16 protein-coding genes and 1 CRISPR repeat array (1 of these 17 running past the window's edge) are annotated in these 19,460 nt (G+C 69.4%); of the genes, 1 reads left to right on the top strand and 15 read right to left on the bottom strand.

The window, feature by feature from the left end; translation table 11 throughout:
* Positions 1-1,812: direct repeats of the CRISPR family, unit length 24 nt; unit sequence CTGCTCCCCGCGCCTGCGGGGATG (it extends 1,689 nt beyond the left edge of the window).
* Between the two features lie 75 nt (positions 1,813-1,887).
* On the top strand, positions 1,888-2,211 hold the full coding sequence (locus ACF1FZ_RS29425; RefSeq protein WP_391776437.1) for a hypothetical protein: 324 nt from the start codon (positions 1,888-1,890) through the stop codon (positions 2,209-2,211).
* A gap of 159 nt (positions 2,212-2,370) precedes the next feature.
* Here ACF1FZ_RS29425 and ACF1FZ_RS29420 read toward each other — a convergent pair whose 3' ends face one another.
* From ACF1FZ_RS29420 to ACF1FZ_RS29350, 15 genes are all read right to left on the bottom strand, one after another.
* On the bottom strand, positions 2,371-5,751 hold the full coding sequence (locus ACF1FZ_RS29420) for a LysM peptidoglycan-binding domain-containing protein (protein ID WP_391776436.1): 3,381 nt from the start codon (positions 5,749-5,751) through the stop codon (positions 2,371-2,373).
* A gap of 33 nt (positions 5,752-5,784) precedes the next feature.
* Entirely contained in the window at positions 5,785-6,243 is a 459-nt protein-coding gene (locus ACF1FZ_RS29415; protein ID WP_391776435.1) for a pilus assembly protein TadG-related protein, read from the bottom strand.
* A gap of 1 nt (position 6,244) precedes the next feature.
* Entirely contained in the window at positions 6,245-6,724 is a 480-nt protein-coding gene (locus ACF1FZ_RS29410; protein ID WP_391776434.1) for a TadE/TadG family type IV pilus assembly protein, read from the bottom strand.
* A complete protein-coding gene (locus ACF1FZ_RS29405) occupies positions 6,721-7,152 on the bottom strand; it encodes a TadE family protein (protein WP_391776433.1) in 432 nt (143 codons plus the stop codon). Before ACF1FZ_RS29405 ends, ACF1FZ_RS29410 begins: the two co-directional genes overlap by 4 nt.
* A 6-nt stretch (positions 7,153-7,158) precedes the next feature.
* On the bottom strand, positions 7,159-7,365 hold the full coding sequence (locus tag ACF1FZ_RS29400; protein ID WP_391776432.1) for a hypothetical protein: 207 nt from the start codon (positions 7,363-7,365) through the stop codon (positions 7,159-7,161).
* Positions 7,366-7,383: 18 nt separating this feature from the next.
* Positions 7,384-8,265 carry a type II secretion system F family protein gene (locus ACF1FZ_RS29395; protein WP_391776431.1) on the bottom strand — a complete coding sequence of 294 codons (882 nt, stop codon included), beginning with the start codon at positions 8,263-8,265 and terminating at the stop codon, positions 7,384-7,386.
* Positions 8,262-9,194 (bottom strand): type II secretion system F family protein, encoded by a 933-nt coding sequence (locus ACF1FZ_RS29390; RefSeq protein WP_391776430.1) that lies wholly within the window; start codon positions 9,192-9,194, stop codon positions 8,262-8,264. The genes ACF1FZ_RS29395 and ACF1FZ_RS29390 overlap by 4 nt, the downstream gene beginning before the upstream one ends.
* A complete protein-coding gene (locus ACF1FZ_RS29385; RefSeq protein WP_391776429.1) occupies positions 9,194-10,717 on the bottom strand; it encodes a CpaF family protein in 1,524 nt (507 codons plus the stop codon). Before ACF1FZ_RS29385 ends, ACF1FZ_RS29390 begins: the two co-directional genes overlap by 1 nt.
* Positions 10,707-11,513, bottom strand: a complete 807-nt coding sequence (locus tag ACF1FZ_RS29380) for a hypothetical protein (RefSeq protein ID WP_391776428.1) — start codon at positions 11,511-11,513, stop codon at positions 10,707-10,709. The genes ACF1FZ_RS29385 and ACF1FZ_RS29380 overlap by 11 nt, the downstream gene beginning before the upstream one ends.
* On the bottom strand, positions 11,513-12,226 hold the full coding sequence (locus tag ACF1FZ_RS29375) for an SAF domain-containing protein (RefSeq protein ID WP_391776427.1): 714 nt from the start codon (positions 12,224-12,226) through the stop codon (positions 11,513-11,515). The genes ACF1FZ_RS29380 and ACF1FZ_RS29375 overlap by 1 nt, the downstream gene beginning before the upstream one ends.
* Positions 12,227-12,313: 87 nt before the next feature.
* Complete coding sequence (locus tag ACF1FZ_RS29370; RefSeq protein ID WP_391776426.1) at positions 12,314-13,210, bottom strand: ATP/GTP-binding protein; 897 nt, start codon at positions 13,208-13,210, stop codon at positions 12,314-12,316.
* Positions 13,204-13,749, bottom strand: coding sequence for a hypothetical protein (locus tag ACF1FZ_RS29365; RefSeq protein WP_391776425.1), 546 nt, complete (start codon positions 13,747-13,749; stop codon positions 13,204-13,206). The genes ACF1FZ_RS29370 and ACF1FZ_RS29365 overlap by 7 nt, the downstream gene beginning before the upstream one ends.
* A 447-nt stretch (positions 13,750-14,196) precedes the next feature.
* Positions 14,197-15,645 carry a hypothetical protein gene (locus ACF1FZ_RS29360; protein WP_391776424.1) on the bottom strand — a complete coding sequence of 483 codons (1,449 nt, stop codon included), beginning with the start codon at positions 15,643-15,645 and terminating at the stop codon, positions 14,197-14,199.
* On the bottom strand, positions 15,645-16,601 hold the full coding sequence (locus ACF1FZ_RS29355; protein WP_391776423.1) for a replication-relaxation family protein: 957 nt from the start codon (positions 16,599-16,601) through the stop codon (positions 15,645-15,647). The genes ACF1FZ_RS29360 and ACF1FZ_RS29355 overlap by 1 nt, the downstream gene beginning before the upstream one ends.
* Entirely contained in the window at positions 16,598-19,228 is a 2,631-nt protein-coding gene (locus tag ACF1FZ_RS29350) for an ATP/GTP-binding protein (RefSeq protein ID WP_391776422.1), read from the bottom strand. Before ACF1FZ_RS29350 ends, ACF1FZ_RS29355 begins: the two co-directional genes overlap by 4 nt.
* Positions 19,229-19,460 lie beyond the last annotated feature (232 nt).

The raw sequence follows: 19,460 nt of genomic DNA, 5'->3' as shown, positions 1-19,460 counted from the left end.
GGCCGGTCGAGCCAGGACGCTGCTCCCCGCGCCTGCGGGGATGGTCCCTGCTCGCCCGGCGAGAGCGGCCCCGTGATCAGCTGCTCCCCGCGCCTGCGGGGATGGTCCCATGCGGGCGGCGGTGCCCGTGGTGCGGATGAGCTGCTCCCCGCGCCTGCGGGGATGGTCCCCGTCATGGACTGGCCGGCCACCGGGGCGTCCGCTGCTCCCCGCGCCTGCGGGGATGGCCCCACTTCTCCAACCCTAGGCGGCATTGTCTTCTGCTGCTCCCCGCGCCTGCGGGGATGGTCCCCCGGCCGGGATCACGTGCAGTGCGTGCGCACGCTGCTCCCCGCGCCTGCGGGGATGGTCCCGTCGGCCTCGCCCGCATCGACGAGAACACCAACTGCTCCCCGCGCCTGCGGGGATGGTCCCTCGACCGGCTGATCCGACGGAAGCTCGAGCAGCTGCTCCCCGCGCCTGCGGGGATGGTCCCTGGTCGAGGGCCTAGGTGGAAGCTGTGGAGAACTGCTCCCCGCGCCTGCGGGGATGGTCCCGACGAGCCGGTCCGGGCTGCGGTGCTCGGTACCTGCTCCCCGCGCCTGCGGGGATGGTCCCGGCATGGAAGAGATCGTCGACGACGACTGGGACTGCTCCCCGCGCCTGCGGGGATGGTCCCGGACGTGCTGGAGTTGCTCGCCCGGGAGGCCGCTGCTCCCCGCGCCTGCGGGGATGGTCCCGGGTCCCCCTCGGTTTCAGGCACGATTACAAACTGCTCCCCGCGCCTGCGGGGATGGTCCCGACGTCACGGTGAAGCGGGACGGGGGTGTGGACTGCTCCCCGCGCCTGCGGGGATGGTCCCCGCGACATCGTCGACCGCACGGGGCTCAACAACTGCTCCCCGCGCCTGCGGGGATGGTCCCTGGCCGACACCGAGCGCACCCCGGACGAAGGACTGCTCCCCGCGCCTGCGGGGATGGTCCCCGACACCTCTTTCTGCGGAGCCAGAACGAGGTCTGCTCCCCGCGCCTGCGGGGATGGTCCCTCGGCGACTGGCGGTAAATCCCTGACGGTCATCTGCTCCCCGCGCCTGCGGGGATGGTCCCCGACGTTCTCGAGTTGCTCGCCCGGGAGGCCGCTGCTCCCCGCGCCTGCGGGGATGGTCCCTTCGCGGCGTTGCGCAGCTCGTCCGCGGAGCGCTGCTCCCCGCGCATGCGGGGATGGTCCCCGGGCTTCCTGGAGGATCGCGTCGTACGTGTCCTGCTCCCCGCGCATGCGGGGATGGTCCCGCTTGCGATCGACGAGCCCAGCGAGGACAGCGCTGCTCCCCGCGCATGCGGGGATGGTCCCAACCCGAACACCCGACTGAGCCCCGGTGACCACTGCTCCCCGCGCATGCGGGGATGGTCCCGTGCCCAGGGGTACGAGTTCTGTCGTGCCGTCCTGCTCCCCGCGCATGCGGGGATGGTCCCATCCCCGTGGAGATGCGGCTCAAGACCGGCGGCTGCTCCCCGCGCATGCGGGGATGGTCCCCTAGGCACGTACGGGCTCCTCATCCTGGTGCGCTGCTCCCCGCGCATGCGGGGATGGTCCCCAGCTCTCAGGGTCGAACGCCGGGTCGGCACACTGCTCCCCGCGCATGCGGGGGTGGTCCCGGCAGCGTGGCGATCGCCCGCCCCGACAACGACTGCTCCCCGCGCATGCGGGGATGGTCCCTCTTCGGGAACGCCCTGCAACCCGCCTCCGCCCTGCTCCCCGCGCATGCGGGGATGGCCCCCGTCACCTCCTCTACGACGCCGACCCGGACGCCTGCTCCCCGCGCATGCGGGGATGACCCCGGGCCGCCACGTCTACATGCAGGGGGGTGCCCCTATCTCTTTGGTCAAGGTCGTGGGCCAGGATTGCGGCATGACGATCTGGTTCCGGACCTACTACGAGGACGAAGATCTGTGGCTCTACTTCGAGGCGGATGACGAAGGCTGGGCAGCCCGACAGGTCGAGGTCCGAGGGCAGGACTCGAGGCCAGTGACGGCGGCGTCTCTGGAAGAGGTCCTGCACTTGCGTGAGCGAGACGATCTCGCGGCGATGATCCGCTATGAACGGCAGTTCGGCGTTCTCGTCGAAGGCCCCATGAACGGCTGGCAGGACCAGCCCCGGGCGGCCGGGATCTCCGCGGAGGAGTTCGAGCGGCTGTGGACTGAAGCACGGCGGGCTCTCAGCAATTCAGCCTGACCTGGCGGGTTGAGGTTCGTAGAAGGTTCCGTCGCGGAGCATCGAAGAGGGGGAGTGTTCAATGATCATCGGATCCGCCGATCATTGAACCCTCCCCCTGCGTCTCGGGGCTGCGGAACCATGTGGGGTCAGCTTGGCACCGGTATCAGCGTCGCGCTGTCACCCTGCCGCTGCGTGTTCCGGCTCCTTGGACAGGACGAGGTCGATGACCTGTTCGGTGAGAGGTTCGAGGGAGATGTCGTAGGTGTGGGTGATCTGCTGGAGGCGGGCGATGGCCTTGCGGATTCCTGCGGTGTTGCCGGTGGCCCACTCGATGCGCATCCAGTCGCGGTAGAGGACCTCGGACGTTTCGTCGACGTCCAGGCCGCGCAGGACCGCGTGTCGTGCGGCGTCCATGTCGGGGTTGTCGCCTTCGGAGAGCCAGGCGGCGAGGGTGTGCGCGATGTCGACCAGGCGGGAGATGATCTCGTGCTGGATGGAGTCGGCCCACGGGTAGTCCTGGCCCTCGAAGGGCTTGCCGCGGACCAGGCCGAGCGCGTTTTCCAGGTCGCGGATTCCGGTGTCGGGGCCGGCGGTCAGGCCACGGGCGGCGAGCTCTTGGAAGTGGTCCCAGTCGCAGCGGATCCCGGTGCGGAACTCGTAGCCGTTCTTCGGGCGGGGCAGGTACGGCTGTCCGTCGGCGGCGGTACCGAAGCGGGAGCGGATCTCGGAGAGGCGGGACTGCAGGGTGCGCGTCGACCACGGGTTAACCGGGTCCATCGCCGTACACAGGGCTTCGGCGCTGCGGCCGGGGCGCAGGTAGATCAGCGCGGCGAGTGCCCCGACCTTGGGGCCGTGACCGGAGCTGCTGATGCCGCTGACCTGCAGCGTGCCCAGCACGCGAATCTCCGGCGCCGCCAGGTCGTCGGTGTGATCGCCGTCCGGCCGGGCTGTCTGCTCCGGCACCACCCGGCTCCCGTCTTCGCCCGGGCCATCCTGCGACCCGGCTTCGGCGGAGGCCTCCACGGCGTCGCCGCTCTCGTCGCTGCTGGCTGAGGCGAGGAGCGCGGGGAACGGGTTGCCGGGGTCGGTGCCACCCTCGTCCAGAAAGAAGGTGTGGGGGCCGGTCAGGGGGTCGCCCGCGGCGTGGGTGTGGTCTTCGGTGAGTTTCCAGGCCCCGGTGGCGGGGAGGGCGGGTTCTTCGGTCACTTCCAGGGCGTGGATGAACTCGCGGTACTGCTGGTCGGTGAGCCGCTGCAACACGAGGGGCGTGCCGGCGAGGTCAGGAAATGTGACGGGGGTGTCTGGTGTGGTCGGGATCGTCTCGGCGTCGGGGAAGGCCTGGCGGGTGGCGTCGTTGGCGGGCAGCACGACGGCGATGGGGAGCTTGCGTGCTGCGGAGACCGCGTCGGCGAGCTGCCAGACCTGGTCGCCGTCGGCATCCCTGGCGCAGATTAGGATCCACGGAAGCGGGCTGGGCGCCATCTCGTCCTGCTGGTGTACTTCGACGAGCAGACTGCCCAGATCAGCCACGACCGACTGCAGCTTCGGCATGGTCCGCACCCGGCCCTTGGGCAGCAGGGTGGCCAGCCGGCTGCCGAGCCCGACGGTCATGATCTCGGGGTGATCGCTCCAGCCGCACGTTCCGGCTTCCAGTGCCAGAGCCCGGGTGACGGCCAGGATGTCGTCCGGCTCCCCGTCCAGGAGCAGTACTCGGTTCAGCAGGTTGACCAGGAGCAGGTCGCCGTCCTCGGTGGCTCCCAGCGTCACGAGCCCCGGGTAGGGGGCGGGGATCTGGGCGGCGGTTTCCTCGTCCAGCAGTACGGCCTTCGGATCCAGCACCCACACGCCCGGCTCCTCACCGGCTGTGAACGGTGCCAAGGGTGTCACCGACTTGTCCTCGACCAGCAGATGTACGGTCCGCCCGGTGATGCGGGCTCCGCGTACGAGGGGCAGCTGGGTGTCGGCACCGGCCGGGCCGGCCAGAGTCCGCAGCGCGAGGTCGAGCAGCGCGCCGCTGGCGGGCTCCCCACTGGTGTGAAAGATCTGCTCCAGCAACGACGGATCGGAGTCGATCGCGATCCTCTCGCCCGCCCTGCGACGTCGCTGCTGCAGGATCCGCTTCACCACGAGCGCCCCGGCGAGGGAGGCGGCCAGCAAGGCACCGATCCCCGCGACCAACGCCACTTGCTGCAAGGAGTCGTCCGCAGCCTCGACCTTCTCCGCATCCGCGGCCGCCGACGGCCCAGCCTGCGGCGGCACGGAACCCGACGTGCTGCTCTGGGCCGGCGGCGTGCTCTCCTCGGACGGCCCGGCGCTCGGCCGGGAGACGGAACCGCCCGGGGCGGGAGCGGTCGTGGGCTCCGGCGCCGCGATACTCGGGGCAGGGGCCGACGGTTCAGCTGCCCTGTCGCCACCCGGTGCCTCGTCGTTGTCCGGCTGCTGGGCCTCGTCCGGCTTCTCCGGCCTGTCGGGAGTTTGCGGAGCGGGCGTGTTCGGACTCTGCTGCTCTCCCGCTTCTGCGTCAGGGTCCTGCGGTGCGGCGGTGGGGGAGGGGAGGGTCAGGCTCTGTCCGGGGAAGATTTGATCCGGGTCGGTGAAGTCTCCGCCGTCAGGCTGTTCTTCGCCCTTGTTCAGTTCGTAGATCTGCGGGTACTTCGACTCGTCGCCGAGCTCGGCCGTGGCGATCGTCGAGAGGCTGTCGCCCGCCGCCACCACGTACTCCTGGCCTCCGGTCTCCTCCTGGACTCCGGCGGCTTCCTTGCCGGCGCTCTGTGCCTGGAGCCCGGCCGAGGCGTCGGCCTCGGCAGGCGGCCCGGCCGCGGGTGAGGCGGGGCGGGCATCGTCAGGCAGGTGGAGGACCCACCCGGGGTGGATCGGTGCGTCCGCACGGAAGCTCCGGCCGTCGGCCATGGTGCGGCCGTCGTTGAGGGTGGCGATCTCTTCCCACCGGTTGCCGTTACCGAGCCGGTCCTGGGCGATCGACCACAGGCTCTCGGCGGGCTTGGCGTTGACCACGGTGTGCGTGACCTGCTGGCGCGCGTCCGCATCGCTCTGGTCCACCGCGTGCTGCCCGGCCGTGGTGCTGGACGGGCTCGGTGTCGCCGTGGCTGCGACTGTGGGGGATGCGGTCGCGGGACTGGCGGAGGCAGCGAGCGCGGTGCCGGTCGGCAGGGCCAGCAGGACGGCACCGACCAGGGCTGCGGCGGCGCGCTGGCCGACCAGCATCTTCAACTGCGGGGCGGTGTGACCGCGCAGCTGAGCGGGGATCTCGACGAGGACGGACAGGGCGAACATGGCCCACCCCACCCAGCCCGCCGCGGCGAGGACCAGGAGGAAGACCTGTCCGGAGTCCTGTGTCGACAGCAGGCTGCCGAGCGCGTCGATTCCGGCAGGGGCGACCACGCCGGTCGTCCACCACAGGAGCAGAGGCAGACCGGCCAGCAGTGCCACCAGCACTGCCAGACTGATCAGGGCCCGCACCACGGCCAGAAGTCCAGCCCCCTTGCGGCGGGCCGGTCTGGCCGGGCGGCGGGTCAGGCTGGTGGGAGACTCTGACATAAAAGGCGCCCTTCTTGTGGGGTCGTACAGGTGTCAGTCGGCTTGATGCAGGAGCGTCGCGGACCCGTGCCCGGACACCGCCATGGAGCCGACACCGACCACGGGTAGAAAACGGGTCTCGTAGGAGTCGGTCACCGTGACGACGACCTTCGTGTTGTTCTCGGTGAAGCTCACCTTGCCGCTGACGCCGGCACGGCCGAGGTAGGCGTAGGCGGCAGCCGCCGCGGCCTGCGGGTCGACACGGATCGCGTCACCGCTGGTGGCCGCAGCAGGGTCGATGGCCTGGCCGCCGGCCCGGGCGGCTTCGAACGCGACAGCATCCGCCCGCTCGGTGGCGCGGAGCTTGCCCCCGCCGTCCAGCACCAGCCCGATGATGCCGAGCAGCGCGACCACACAGACCGCGACGTACACGACGACTCCGCCGTCGTCGCGCCGCAGCCGGCTCGAGAGCGCAACGCGACGGCTCGACGGGGCGAGGAGTCTTCTCGGCATCTCAGTCCTCCCGGGAGCGATAGGCGTCGACCACGGAACTGAAAGTGCTGGAGAGCGTCTTGGATCCCGGGGCGCCGGGCAGCAGCAGATCGGAGAACGTCACGGTGCAGTGCACGGTGATGGTGGTGTAGCCGACCTGCCCGATCGGTACGTTCAGCCCGGAGGCGTCCACGGACACGCTCTTCGACGCGCACTTGATCCCCTGGTCATCGAGCGAGCGAGCCGCGGCAGAGGACGCGGCCGCGGTGGCGTCGCCGTAGGTGCGCTCGATGGATGCCGCTCGGGCAGCGTCCTCCGCAGCAGCGTCGATCTTGCTGCCCGACGTCACCAGACGCCCCGCCGCGACCCCCATACACACGAACGCGATCAGCAGCGGCGTCACGATCGCCGCCTGGATCGCCTCACTACCCCGATCACCGCGCAACGTGCCCGCCCGCAGCCGGAACCACGACTGGACACTGGCACTACCCCGGCCGCTCATGGTGTGGTCCAGCGTTCACGGGCCCCGGTCGCCGACTGCGAGATCAGCAGACCGGGGATCCCTGGAACGAGGGATACGGCCCGGCCGGTCACGGTGACCTTCATCGTCTCCCCGCTGCTCCCTGCTGTGCTGACGCCGGCGTCGCGCAGGCTGTCCCCGGCGATCCGGCCGAGTGTCTCCCGGGCCCTAGCCGCCCCCTCGACGGGGGAAGCCTGATAGACCCGTCCGGCAGAGACGCCTTCCCTGGCGGCGGTCAGCGCGATGTTTCGTGCGTAGTACTGCATCCCCACCTGCACCGCGGTGATCGTGAGCAGGATGACGAACGGGAACACGATCGCCATCTGGACTGAGGACTCGCCCCGGTCCGTCCGCGCCCGGGTGCGGGCGGCGGCCGCCCAGCGCTGTATCACTGCCGCTGTCGTGTTCACGCGCGATCAGATACCGGTGAGCATGCCGTTGTACTTCGAGACCACCACGGCGATTGTGCCCGCGATGAGCAGAGCGCCGGCGACCGCAGCGACCCAGATGATGACGGTGGTGATGCTGATGTCACCCCGGTCCTCGCCCTGGGCCCGGCCCCGCTCGATACGGCCACGGAGCCACTGACCGGCACCGGACATTCTGACGGTGAGCTTGCGCATGACGATGTCTCCTTCGATTCAGGTGTTGAGGATGCGAATGACCGCGGGAAAAGCGATGAGGAGCATGACCAGCACCGCGAGCAGGGCTCCGGGCGCGGTCATCTTCTCGCTGTCGGCGTTGGCCTCGGTGGCCTGGTCGGACAGCAGCTCGGTACGCAGGTTCTTCGACCGGGAGCGCAACGTCGCGTAGACGGACGCCCCGTCGTCCGAGGACTGCCGCATGATCGCGGCGAGGTCGTCCAGCACTGGAAGGTCTAGCTCTTGAGTCAGCCGCTCCAGCGACTCCCAGTGAGGCACCTTGTCGACCCTGGAGCGGGCCAGAGCCTCCTGGATCCGGACGAACGCCCACCCCTTGCCCACCTGCGCGGCCTGCTCCATGGCCTGCTCGGCACTGGTGTTACCCGCCCGGCGCAGCGCGACGAGATCCAGGTAGGCGGCCATGGCGTGCGCGAACTCTTCCCGGGCCCGGCGTGCCTGGTCGCGCAAGGCGAGGTCGGGTGCGAACCAAAGGATCGCGCCGAACAGCAGCCCGACGCCGACCGGGAGGTAGAACGGCATGCCCAGCAGCAGGAACGGCAGGGTGCCCAGCGGCGGGATCAGTAGACCTCCCGCGCCCAGCGCCACCTTGGTCAGCATGAACCTGCTCGGGCTCTGTCCTACCAGCGCCAGATTCCGGTAGGGCACCCGCACGCCCGGCACCCGGCCAAGATGCTCCAGCAGCCAGGCACCCCATCGCTCATCCCGGTCCGCGCTGGTCAGTTCCGGCCGCGGCGGTGCGGGATGGTTCAGCCGCTGCAGCGCGGGCCCGAGAGCGGGTGCGGGACGGGCGAGTTCCTTGATGAGCAGGGCCACACCGGCACCAACCGTGCAGCCGGCAAGGACTGCGCCGACGGGAATCACAGAGCCTCCTCGAGGACAGGAACCTCGCCGGACGAGGGAGGCGGCGCCACGGTGACTCGACTGTGCGGATCGGCGATCAGGAAGCGAGGGACGGGCTTGGTGTCGGCCAGCGACCGCATCCACGCCAGGACCGCGATGAAGCCGGCCACCAGCAGGGCGAGGACCAGCTGCCCCAGAACCGTGCCGTAGGGGGCGGTGTAACTGGGCACGAGCATGCCGACGCCGATCACACCGAGGGTGATGATGGTCATCCACCGCACGGTGGTGCGGGGCTTGGCCCGGTCCGACTCGATCGCCCGCCGCTTCGCGACTTCCTCATGCACGGACTCGGCCAGGTCGTCCAGGGCCTGGGCGAGTCCTGGGCCGCGGTCGGCGGCCGACAGGATCAGAGCGGCCACCACCTTGTCGCCGGTCACGTCGTCCAGGGCGTCACCGAACTGGCGCAGTGCGTCCGTGGAGCGCCATCCGACCTGGAGCCGGTCGACGAGGTCCCCGACTTCTTCCTCGATCGCCTCCGGCGCACCCTTGCGAGACAGCTTCAGCGCCTCGTCCAGGCCGCGGCCGAGCCGCAGCACGTTGCTCAGGCGCTGCGTCCAGTCGCCCAAGGCCTCCAGCTTCGCGATCCGTCCCACGGCGCCCTTGGTCGGCGCCAGCAGCCACGGCACACCCACCGCCGCTAGCACGACCAGCACACCCAGCACGAACACCCCGGTCACCAGCCACAGCACCGCACCCACAACCAGACCCAGGACGAGGAGGTTGCGGCGGCGTGCTTGGGCATCCTGGTCGGCGTACCCGGTCCGCGCCCGCAGCCGGGACGCCACCGACAGGCCCTTCGGCTGGGTGGTGCCTACGACTCCGGCGACCAGGCCAACAATGCCGCCGGTCAGGGCGAGACCGGCCAGCACCCACAGCAGCAGTGCACCCATCAGGACACCTCTCGGACCTTGAGCGGCAGGACCGTGGGCCAGGTGCCGCGGGGCGCATTCAGCAGGTCCGCGTCGAACCCGACGCGGCGCAGATCGTTGATGCACCTGGGGTGCATCAACGGCACGGCTCGGGGCTCGTCCCACTCCGGGCGCGGCCCGAAGATCGTATTGGTGTCGGGTCGACCGCCCTCACCGATCCCCGTCACCTCGACCACGTGGGACAGGAACCGGTGGCGGTGCCCCGCGATCTTCGTCTCGTCGATCGAGTTCACGAACACAATGAAGTGCAGCCCGTTCGCCGCCTGGCGGTACGCCAGCTGCTCGGACATGTTCGCCTGAGCCAGCAGGTACAGTTCGGCAATCCGGTCGAAGACCACGCTGGGATGAATGGCGTGCAGGGTGCAGAGATTGCCGCCCTGACCGTTCGTCATCGCCTGCAGCATCGCCACGATCTCCGGACCGCGGACCTCCCCGACGACAATCCTGGCCAGCGACATCCGCAGCGCCCGGTACATGAGGTCCATGAGCGAGATCTCGCCCGCGTTGTGGCCGTCGACCCGCTCGCCGTTGGACTGGCGAGCCTCCATCGGCACGACCTGGCGGTGGAAGCCGTTCTCGTGGGCGAAGAGCTCGAACTCGGTCTCCAGCGTGGCGAACCGCTCGTCCGGGTCGATCTCCTTGAGCAGGGCGCGCAGCAGCGTTGTCTTACCCGCGGCCTGACCGCCGACGATCATCACGTTCTTCTCCGCGCGCACGCACGCCCTCAGGAACTGCTCCAGCGTGGTGTCCAGCATCCCGAACCGCACCAGGTCCTCAAGGTTCGCGTGCCGCATGCTGTGCCGGCGGATCGCGACGTAGGTGCCCGGGGTGACGTCGATGATGGCCTGCAGCCGGGACCCGTCGGCCAGACGCAGGGCGAGGAACGGGTCAGCGGTGGACAGGCTGCGCTCGCTCTGGCCGGTCGTACGCCGGGCGAGATCCCGCAGCAGCTCACGCAGCTCCTCGTCCGAGTCGGCGACCGGGGCGACCTGGACGCGGCGCCCATCGGTGAAGTCCAGCCACACCTCCCGGTAGCCGTTGATCAGGATGCTCTCTACCCGCTCGTTGTCCAGATGCGCCTGGAGCCGACCGGCCCGAAACTGCAGATCAAAAACCGCCTGCGAGATCGCCGCATCCTCAGCCGGCGTCGTCGCCAGACCACGCTTCACCGCCTCGGCATCCGACCAGATCGCGACCTGCTCATTGATCAGCGCCCGACCACGCTGCTCCTGCGCCGCCTGGGGCATGCCCGGCTCGGCACGCAGAAGAGCGGTGAGCCGCTCGCCGACCTCCTTCTTGATCAGCCGCACCGCTTCGTAGTCGACAGCAACCCGCAGACCAGGAGCCGCCCCACCTTCGACTGTCTTCTGTGCCGGTGTCCGGGCCTGACCGTGCGCCGGGTGAGAGCGCGGCTGACTCTGCGCAGCGATCCGCTCATCGAACGGCGTGACCTGGGGGTTGTGGTAGATCGGCTTAGCGCGCACCGGCCACCGCCCTCTGTCCAGGAGGGCCCAGCCGGGCCCGGCGCACCGCGACCAACCGCTGTGCCTTCTCCGTCGCGGTGCGGGCTGCGCGCATGAGCTCGCTCGTGGCGAACTTCCGCGGCTGCTCCGCCCCGTCGGACAGCACAGCGGCCTCGGCCGGCCGCCACGGCAGGGTCGCGACCACCTCGGTCCTCAGATGCTTTTGGACCTCTTCCTTGGGGAAAGGACCACGGTCCACCAGCAGCAGCCCGATCTCCGGGGCATTGCCGACCTGCTCCCGCAGCGTTGTGAGCCGGACCTCGGCGCTCTGCAAGCTCCGCAGCGTGTTCTGAGCGACCATCAGCACCACGTCGGCGCGCTGCGCCAGGACGCCGGAGGGACCGAACGCTCCGCGGCGGCCCAGGTCGACGAGCACGTCGTGATGGTGCTCCTCGACTCCTGCGAACAGGCGCGCCAGTTGATCCCACACCGGCCCCATGGACGACGCGTGCGCAGGATCGTAGAGACCGGGCAGCACCAGACGGTCTCGGGTCCCGGCGTCGGTGACATCCACCAGCTGGCGCCAGAACGCCTCACCCAGCTGGTTCTGGCGTCCGGCCAAGGCCAGATTCCGCAGGCCGTGCGTATTGCTGAGGGTGCCCTGCAGAGCACCAGGCAGGATCGCACCACCGTCCGGGTCGCATTCGGCGAGCACCACCCGATGCCCGGTCTCCAGTGGCCACGTCAACAGCAGCGCCATCGCTGCCGTGGTCACCCCCGGCGCCCCGAGTCCGCCGGCCAGCGCGATGACAGCCATCAGCTGCCGCCCCGGGCATCGACGATCACCGCGACATTGCCCGTCGCGACGCGAGCGGCCAGGGCTGCTCCGTCCTTCACCGGCACCGCGACATCCACGACGACGTTGCCCGTCCCCGTGGCCGGGGCGCCGACCGCTACCACCGAAGCGGCCACCGTCTTCGGCTTTGCGTCGAGGCCGTTCTCCTCGGCGGTGGCCACCGCGTCAGCATTCGGAGTGCTGACGACGAGAACCTTCTGTCCCGGCGACAGGCGAGTGGCGGGCAGCTGGGACGGCTTCAAGCTCACACCGACCAGTTGCTGACCGGGGCCGATCAGAGATTTGTCCGTCACTTGGGACGGAGTCAGCAGAGAACCGGCCCGCAGATCGACCGCCGCCCTTTGACCCACGAGCCCGGCGGCCCGGGATGCCTTCACCGACTTCACCGCAGGGTCCAGCGCGACGGACGCCTCAGCGAGATCCGCTTTCGTCAGCTTGGTGCCCACCGAAACGTCCCGGGCCACGACCAGGACCGGGGTGCGCTGGCCGGACGCGGAGTACAGAACGGCTCCGGACAGGCCGCCCACCGCGATCAGAGCGACAGACAGGGCGATGAGCCCTGGCCGGCGCCGACGCTGCTTGACGATACGCGGCGCGGCAACCGGCGCGGGGCGGCCCTGGGCCGACTCCTGCGTGCCCGGGCCGGGCGCGGGGATAGTGGTGCTCTTACTCACGATCTGCTGCCTCCTGGGACACGCAGGTACTCATGGGATGACGAGGAAGCCGAGGCGGGCATGACCAGGCTCGGCCGGGAAGCGGCGCTAGTTGACGACCTGGACCTCCGCGACGGAGATGTCCACGTCGCTGTCGCGGACCTCGGCGAGCTGGCCGGTCGTACCCCCGCCGGTCCAGTCGATCGTCCATGTGGACGTCGCGGTGACGTGGTACTTCCCCGACGCCTGCGTCGAGGAAGGACGCGTGTAGCGGTGCCCGCAGTCCGGCGACGGCTGAGCGCCGAAGGACTTCTTGTACGGCGTACCGGCAGTCGTGCACACGACGCTCTTGCCGTCCCCCATGGACCAGACGATCTTGCTGACCTTCGCCACCGCGGTCACCGTGACAGCACCGGCCGTCGCACTCGCCGTGTTCGGTCCGAACGTCTCGGGGCCGACGGCCGTCCACATGTAGACCGGCATACCGATCACGCCTGTGCCCCCCGGCTTCGGAGCGATTCCGATCTCCGGACCGCGCAGCAGCATCTTGTCGACGGCACGTCGCGCCAGGATTGCCGGATCGACGGCCTCCGGCTGGTCCTGGGCCCAGAAGACGCGTCCCATGGTGGAGTCGGTGGCCCCTCCGACGTTAACTTCGGCGCAGGGAGAGACGTAGATGGCCCCGTCCCCGGGCTTGTGCCCCTCCCACAGTTCGCTGCTGGCGTCGGGCTGCGGATCGAGTTTGCGGATGGTGCAGTCCCGGCCGGGGATCGGGATCGTGCTCGGGGCTTCGCTCGATGTATCGCCGGAGCCTCCCTGAGGGGCGGCCTGCGACCCGCCGCCAGTACTGCCAGGCGTCTCGGGAGTCTCCGCCTCGACACAGGTGTACAGCCCGCAACCTGCGACTCCTCCGTGCCCGTCCGCGAAGGCCTGCCCGGACAACCCATACCCGGTCAGCAGGAGCGCCGCGCCCGCGGTGAGGAGTGATCTCTGCGCGGTCAGCATGCCTTCCCCTGCGGCTTGTCCTCGATGACGACCCAGCCCTGGGGCCACCGCTCAAGGGTGGAGGTGACGAGATACTTCGTCAGGCGCGTGGACGGCAGAGGCAGCGGCTTCTTCGTGGAGGCCTTCACGACCGTCCACTTCGTGATGTCCAGGCAACTGGTCAGGACGACCTTGGGAGCCTTCCGGTCGATGTCGGAGGCCGTGACCGTGGAGTCGACCACCGAGACGTTGCCAGTGATCAGGTTGCCCTTGTCGTGGAGCTGCTTCACGTCGCGCTCGACGTTCACCAGCGCCAGCCCGGAGGCCACCTTCTTGAGCTGGTCCGTGTTGCTGCTGCTGTCCGCGTACAGCGTCTCCAGCGTTCGCCAGTACCCCGCGTAGGCGTCCACGGCTGCCGTCTCGGCGGCTTGCGTCGGGTCGGCGGAGGGCGAGGGCTTACCTGCGGCGGTGGAAGGGGTCGCCTTCTCGGGCTTCTCGTCTACCCCGGTATCGGAGCTGCATCCGACCGCGCTTGTCAGCGCGCATGCGGTCAGGACCATGGCCGCTGACCTGTGGCGGTTTCGCTTGCGAAGATTTGAGCGGTCCTGCCGTCCTGTCCGCGTCACTGCGTCTCCCATGCATATGCCTACAAGCGGTACGACCTGCGCTGCACTCTCGGTGGCAGGAGATCGCCCCCGAAACCAACTTGACGGTCTAAATCGATACCTTACGCAAAGTTGTCTCAACAACCCATCCTGTTAGGGGCGTTGAAAACCGACACGGGTCACCGACTATCTGGGCAATCCGGCCCTCGGTGCATGGAAATTTGTACGCCTGTTCCATCTGCCTTTCCCCGCACCAGTGTTGACCAGCCGGTATCCGGTCACTTAGTCGATTCATCGGCAACCCCTCCGGGCGCACATCCGGCAGCTGCTGAGACCGCCCGCGAGGAACCGTCCGCCCGGTCTCGTTCTGACGCCCGGGACAGCTGCAACTCCCCACCCCTCTCACCACTCGGCGCCATCCCCGTACGCCGCGCGCTCTTCAGGCGTGCCCCACTGGCGAGCGATCAGCGCACGCAGCCGGACGGTCAGCACGTCTCCCTCGTCCACGGCACCACTTGAGCGGGTGTCCGCTTCGGCCTTCCACAGGGCTGACGCACTGCTGGCCGCCTCTTGAGCTTCCTGGGCGTCGGCCACGCAGCTGGGGCACAGTGGGCCGTACGCTGCGGGGATCGGCTGCCGGCACGAGGGCTCCTCGCAGTCCTTCATAGGGCCCGTGCGCCCTCCAGCGTTCCCTGAGAGCTGGGACCGGGCGTCGCGGCCCGTTGTCCCGGCACGCCCCTTGTTGGGCGCCCTGGTCGCCCGCCGGTCAGCGATACGGACCTCACACAGACGGCATTCGTCGCCGGTGAGAACGTCGCGGCCGTTCTCGCACCGCGCGTCCGCACACGCGAACCGGTCACCCCTGCGCAGAGGCCGCACCATGGCGATTGCCGCACCTACAGGGTTGCTCAGCTGCCCGGCAGCATCCTTCGCGGCGAAGCCGTGGTGAATCCACCGGTACTGGATCCGCGCACCGAGCTGCTCCACGGTCCGCCCGTCGATGCGCATGGCCGACAGGATCGCCGTGGACACCTGAGGGAGCTCCGGCAGATTCACCAGCAACTCAACCGGAAAGTAGCGTCGCACCGCCCGCACCGTGGCCAGCTCAGCCGCGGAGTGTCGCACCTTTCGTGCCGACGCTTGCCGGCCGCTGCCCGACTCGGCCGAATCGGGGTGGAGGAGCGTCTTGCCGGACGCGGCGTAGCCGCCTGCGGGCTCACGCGCGCTACTACCTGAGGTTGAAGTCCTACGGACGTCCCCACCGCTACGCGGCGCAGCCGCATCCTTCTTCTCCTTGGTCTTCTTAGAAGTAGTGGTCTTCTTATGTAGGCGATTTTCCAATGTTGGCTCACCCTGTTTAGGGAAATCGCGTTTAGGTTCTGACCTGCGGGTTTCCGTGCTGTGGGCCTGTGTGCGGTTTTCGCATCTTGGCTCCGACCTGCGGTTTCTCTCCACCCCGCCGGGGTTCTGGCCGAGGGGGTCGAAGCCGGGGTCGAAGGAGAAGGTCAGGCCGTCGGGCATGTCGGTGATGAAGTACTCGGCTTCGCCGAGCTGCCCGAGTTCGTTGCGCTTCCGCTCGCGCTGGAGGTACCCGAAGTCGATTAGCTCCTTCAGCCCGGAGCCAACGGCCGCGATCCCGTCGGTGGAGAAGCTGGCGATAGCGGCCTGGCTCACTCCGAAGCCGTCCCGGTGGGTGCTGATCAGCCCGAAGATGCCCTTGGCCTTGAAAGACAGCCGCCGGTCCCGGAAGAGAGCGTTGTGGATCTGGGTGAAGTGGGCCTGGAAGGCGTCGGCGGCCATCGGCCCCCGAACGATGCTGCCGCCGAATTGCCGCGTTGGCTTCGCCGCCATCAGAGGTCCATCCACGAGCGGCGCTCGGCCGGCCCCGACAGCGGCGTCCACACCGGCGCTGACGGCCCGTGTTCCTCCAGGTCCTCGAGTACGGCCGCACCGAGCGGAACCTTGGCGGCCAGCGTGGCGACAAGCGGATGCTCGGTGGCCATGGCCCGCAGGTCCTCGGTGCGCTGCTGCAGCGTCCGGGCGGAGGCACCGGTGAGGATGAACAGGATCCGGGGGAAGCGCGGGTAGAACCGCTGCCAGGCCAGCATCGCCGCCTGGTCCCCGACCAGCCCCCGGCGCCCGACCGGCTGCGGGGTGTAGTCGTGGAACCGGGCATAGGAGATGAGCTTGCTCGCCAGGCGCTCCGAACTCATCGTGGCCCGGTCGATCTCCACGAACGACCGGTACTGCAGCCGCCGCGGGGAGGACGCCGTGTAGTGCATCACCGCGTCCGCGATCAGCCGGTCCTCACCACCGGTGTCCGGCAGCCGGTGAGCAATCTCCGGCACCCAGTCCAACGCTCCGTACTCATCCCCCCTCGACCGAGCCTCCTCGAGGAACGTCATGTGCGCGCGGATCCCGGCCAGAGTGTGCGGAGCTCGTAAATTCGCCTCGGTGGCATTGCCGGGAGGCACCACGCTGCGCCCCCGCAGTTCGGGCCACAGCGTCGCCACCTGGGCGCCGCGCGGGGTGAGGAACCACAGCCGCGTCTTCCAGGAACGGGGGAGGACCGCAAACGAAATCAGCTTGTCCGCTGTCAGCCCGCTCAGGACAACTGACATCCTCCGCCGGTCGGCCTGAGGAGACACCATCTGGTTCAGCTGCGGAGTCGAGATGACACGGTGCTGCGCGAGCAGGGCCATCACCCGGTGCGCGGTCGTGTCCTCGGGGACGCGTCGTGAACCTGAGCTAGTGCTCTTCGTGCTGGTGCTGGTGCTGGTCTCGGCCGACTTGGGGCGAGTGTTCATCGATACCGCTTTCCAGTAGTGGTGTCTGAGCAGGCGGTCTCCGGGCCCGGCTGAGCGAGAAAGCCGTGGACGGTCTGCTCATGGGCCGCGGCGGACGCGGCGAGGGTGGCGAGTGGCTGGGCGCCGGTGTTGGTATGTGCGGCGCGCGTAAGGGCGCGGACCTTGTCGCGCTTGGCGAGCGATCCGAAGACTTCACCGAGTTCCGGACCGCGGATGAGGAGCGGCCCGACGCGTTTGCCGGCGACGGTGAAGGATGCCCAGTGCCTGTAGCGATCGAGCTCGGCCGCGTCCTCGGGGCTGACCTGGTCGCCCCATTCGTTGGTGATGTGGCGGACCGCTTCGACCGATCCGGCGGTCGTGGACAGGCACGAGGCGTTCTGCAGCAGCGCGGTCCGCACGTCGCCGCTGAGCCGGTGCAGGAGCTGGGTCATGCCGTGCATCCGCACCCCGAACTTGCGCAGCTGCTCGGTGATCTCCGCCAAAGATGTGGACGCCGAGCCGTCCAGGGAGATCAGCTCGTCCAGATACAGCCGGAACGCTGCCCGGCGGCCCTCGGGCAAATCACGCCTGGACAGGCCGGCACGCAGCATGTCCCGCACCAGCAGCGACACCAGCAGCCGGTCGGTCGGCCCGGTCCCGGCCGGACAGATCCACACCACATGCGAGTCGTCCATCGCCCGGCGGATGTCGTAGCTGCCGACCGGCTGCCCAAGGAACGCCTTGATGACCGGGGAGGAAGCGAGACGGTCCAGCGGGTTGAGAACCGTTGGCAGGGCGTCCTTGGGGATCTCGATGAACGACGTCGTCCACCACGCGGCCGCTTCCGCATCGAGTCCGCCGACCACGAGATGGCGGAAGCCGGGATCGGTCAGCAGCGAGCGGATCTGGAAGACGGTGGCCTGGCAGTGCGGTGCGTCGTGCGCGACAGCCTTCGTGTTCACCGCGACCAAGGCCTCGATGGCCTTGGTCAGGATCGTGATGGCCCGGGGTGCGTTCGCGTCTCCCCACCCCAGACTGGTCGCGAACGCGTCGACCAGGGCGGCCGTCACCTCATGAGCGGCACGCCCGCCCCTCATGTCCAGCGGGTTCCAGCACGCCAGCTTGTCCTGGCCCCGCCGCACTGTCAGGTCGAACAGCCAGACCCGGCTCATGATCTCCGGGTGAGCGAGGTAGGGGGCGACCGTCGTCCACGAGTCACTGTGCGGATCGACGAAGCCCAGCCCCCGCCCGCCATGGGCGGAAGCGACGGCCTGGCACAAGGCGCGCATGGTCTTACCCCATCCGGCTTTGCCGACCTGCACCTCGAACAGGGTGTCGTCCTCACGGGTCGCCACCAGCCGCTCGCGCCCGTCCGGACCCCGGTACCAGCCCTGCGGCACCAGCCCCTGCTGGAGCTCCTGCGGATCGAACGTGGGAATGTCCGTGGCCAGCAGCGGCAACCGGGCGTGCACCGTCGGCGGCTTCAGGAACCCGGCGAGCTCCTCCACCCGCGCCCACGAATTACGCCCCGGCCGCATCAGCCCGCTCGCCCACCGCTCATCGAACCGCTCCCGCCACGGCCACCGGTCCGGACCCACCCGCACCGGGCCCACCGACCAGCCGGCCGACGACAACCGCGTCCGCGCCGCATACACGTCCAGCGCCGCCTCGATGTGCCGAAGCCGACGCTCCGCCCGGCCCACCACGTTCGAGGAACACCGCACCAACAACTGCACCCGCACCAGCCCGGCATCCTCGGCCAGCTTCCCCAGCGCCTTGTCCCGATCCAGCCGCGGCGGCCGCGGCGCCATCAGCAGACTCCGCCCCGACCCCGAACGCTGCTCCTGGGGCATGGTCAGCTTCGTGACCTGCCAGGCCAGGGCGTCCTCCATCGTCGCGGCGTCCTGCGTCATCCACCGCGCCTCGCGACGCGACTCACGCCGCGCGTGCTGCCGAGCAGCGTCGACGACCTGCCAGCGCCTGGCCCGCAGCCGCCACTTCGACGCCGGCGACAGGTCAAGGCACACCTCCGCCAGATCACCCAGATCCACCCGAAGGTCAGCGACCGCGTCGATCAGCGGCTGCAACGGATCCGGCTCCAACGGAACCTCCCGCAACCGAGCCCCCGGAGCCCCGTGCAGCGCGAACACCGCCCGCACCGTGTGGTCCGGCTCCTTGCGCTTCCGCTTGGCCCGCGGTGGCCGGACCGGCTCCGAACGCACCCGCGCATACGGGGTCTGCAACAGCAGATGCCGGGCCGACGCCGGGGCCTCGACCAGGTACGTCAGCGGCTTGCCGCCATCGGCCCGCAACCGCACCCGTACCGCGCGCGCCGACCTCGGAGCCCACCACGGGCCCGCACCGGCCGCTCGGATCAGCTGCGCACCGAACCGGCTGATCTCCTCGGCAGTCGCCTCGAACTGACGCGACGGCACCAACTCCACAAAGGTCCGCCGCTCCAGCGCCGCAGCCGACAACCGGCGCTCCAGCACCGTCCAACCGCATGCCAGCACTGTGCCGATCAGACCCAGCAACCACGCGTTCGCGTAGATCCAGTTCGCCCACGACCAAGCCAGAGAACCCAGAGACGTCATGACGTCCCATGCCGCGCTGGGAGCGGAAGCCACGGTGACGCTGTGGAGAGCCATCAGGCTCCCTCGGACGAGAGAGAGCCCGCGGGCCTGTCCCGCCTGATCGTTCTGGCGGGGCTCGTAGCAAACGCGTGGTGTAGGGGCATGAGGTACTCCTGAGGGGAGGTGATCCGGTGTTGTCTCCAAGGAACCCGGCACCACTCACCGATTTGCTCACCACGGCCACCCGGTTGAAATCACGGTTGAGGAACAGCCCTCGTGGTGAGTGCTAGGCGGCCCGTTGGCCACT

Source organism: Streptomyces sp. NPDC014623, assembly GCF_043088245.1.
Classification (GTDB): domain Bacteria; phylum Actinomycetota; class Actinomycetes; order Streptomycetales; family Streptomycetaceae; genus Streptomyces.
This window is presented reverse-complemented; position numbering and strand designations above follow the sequence as displayed.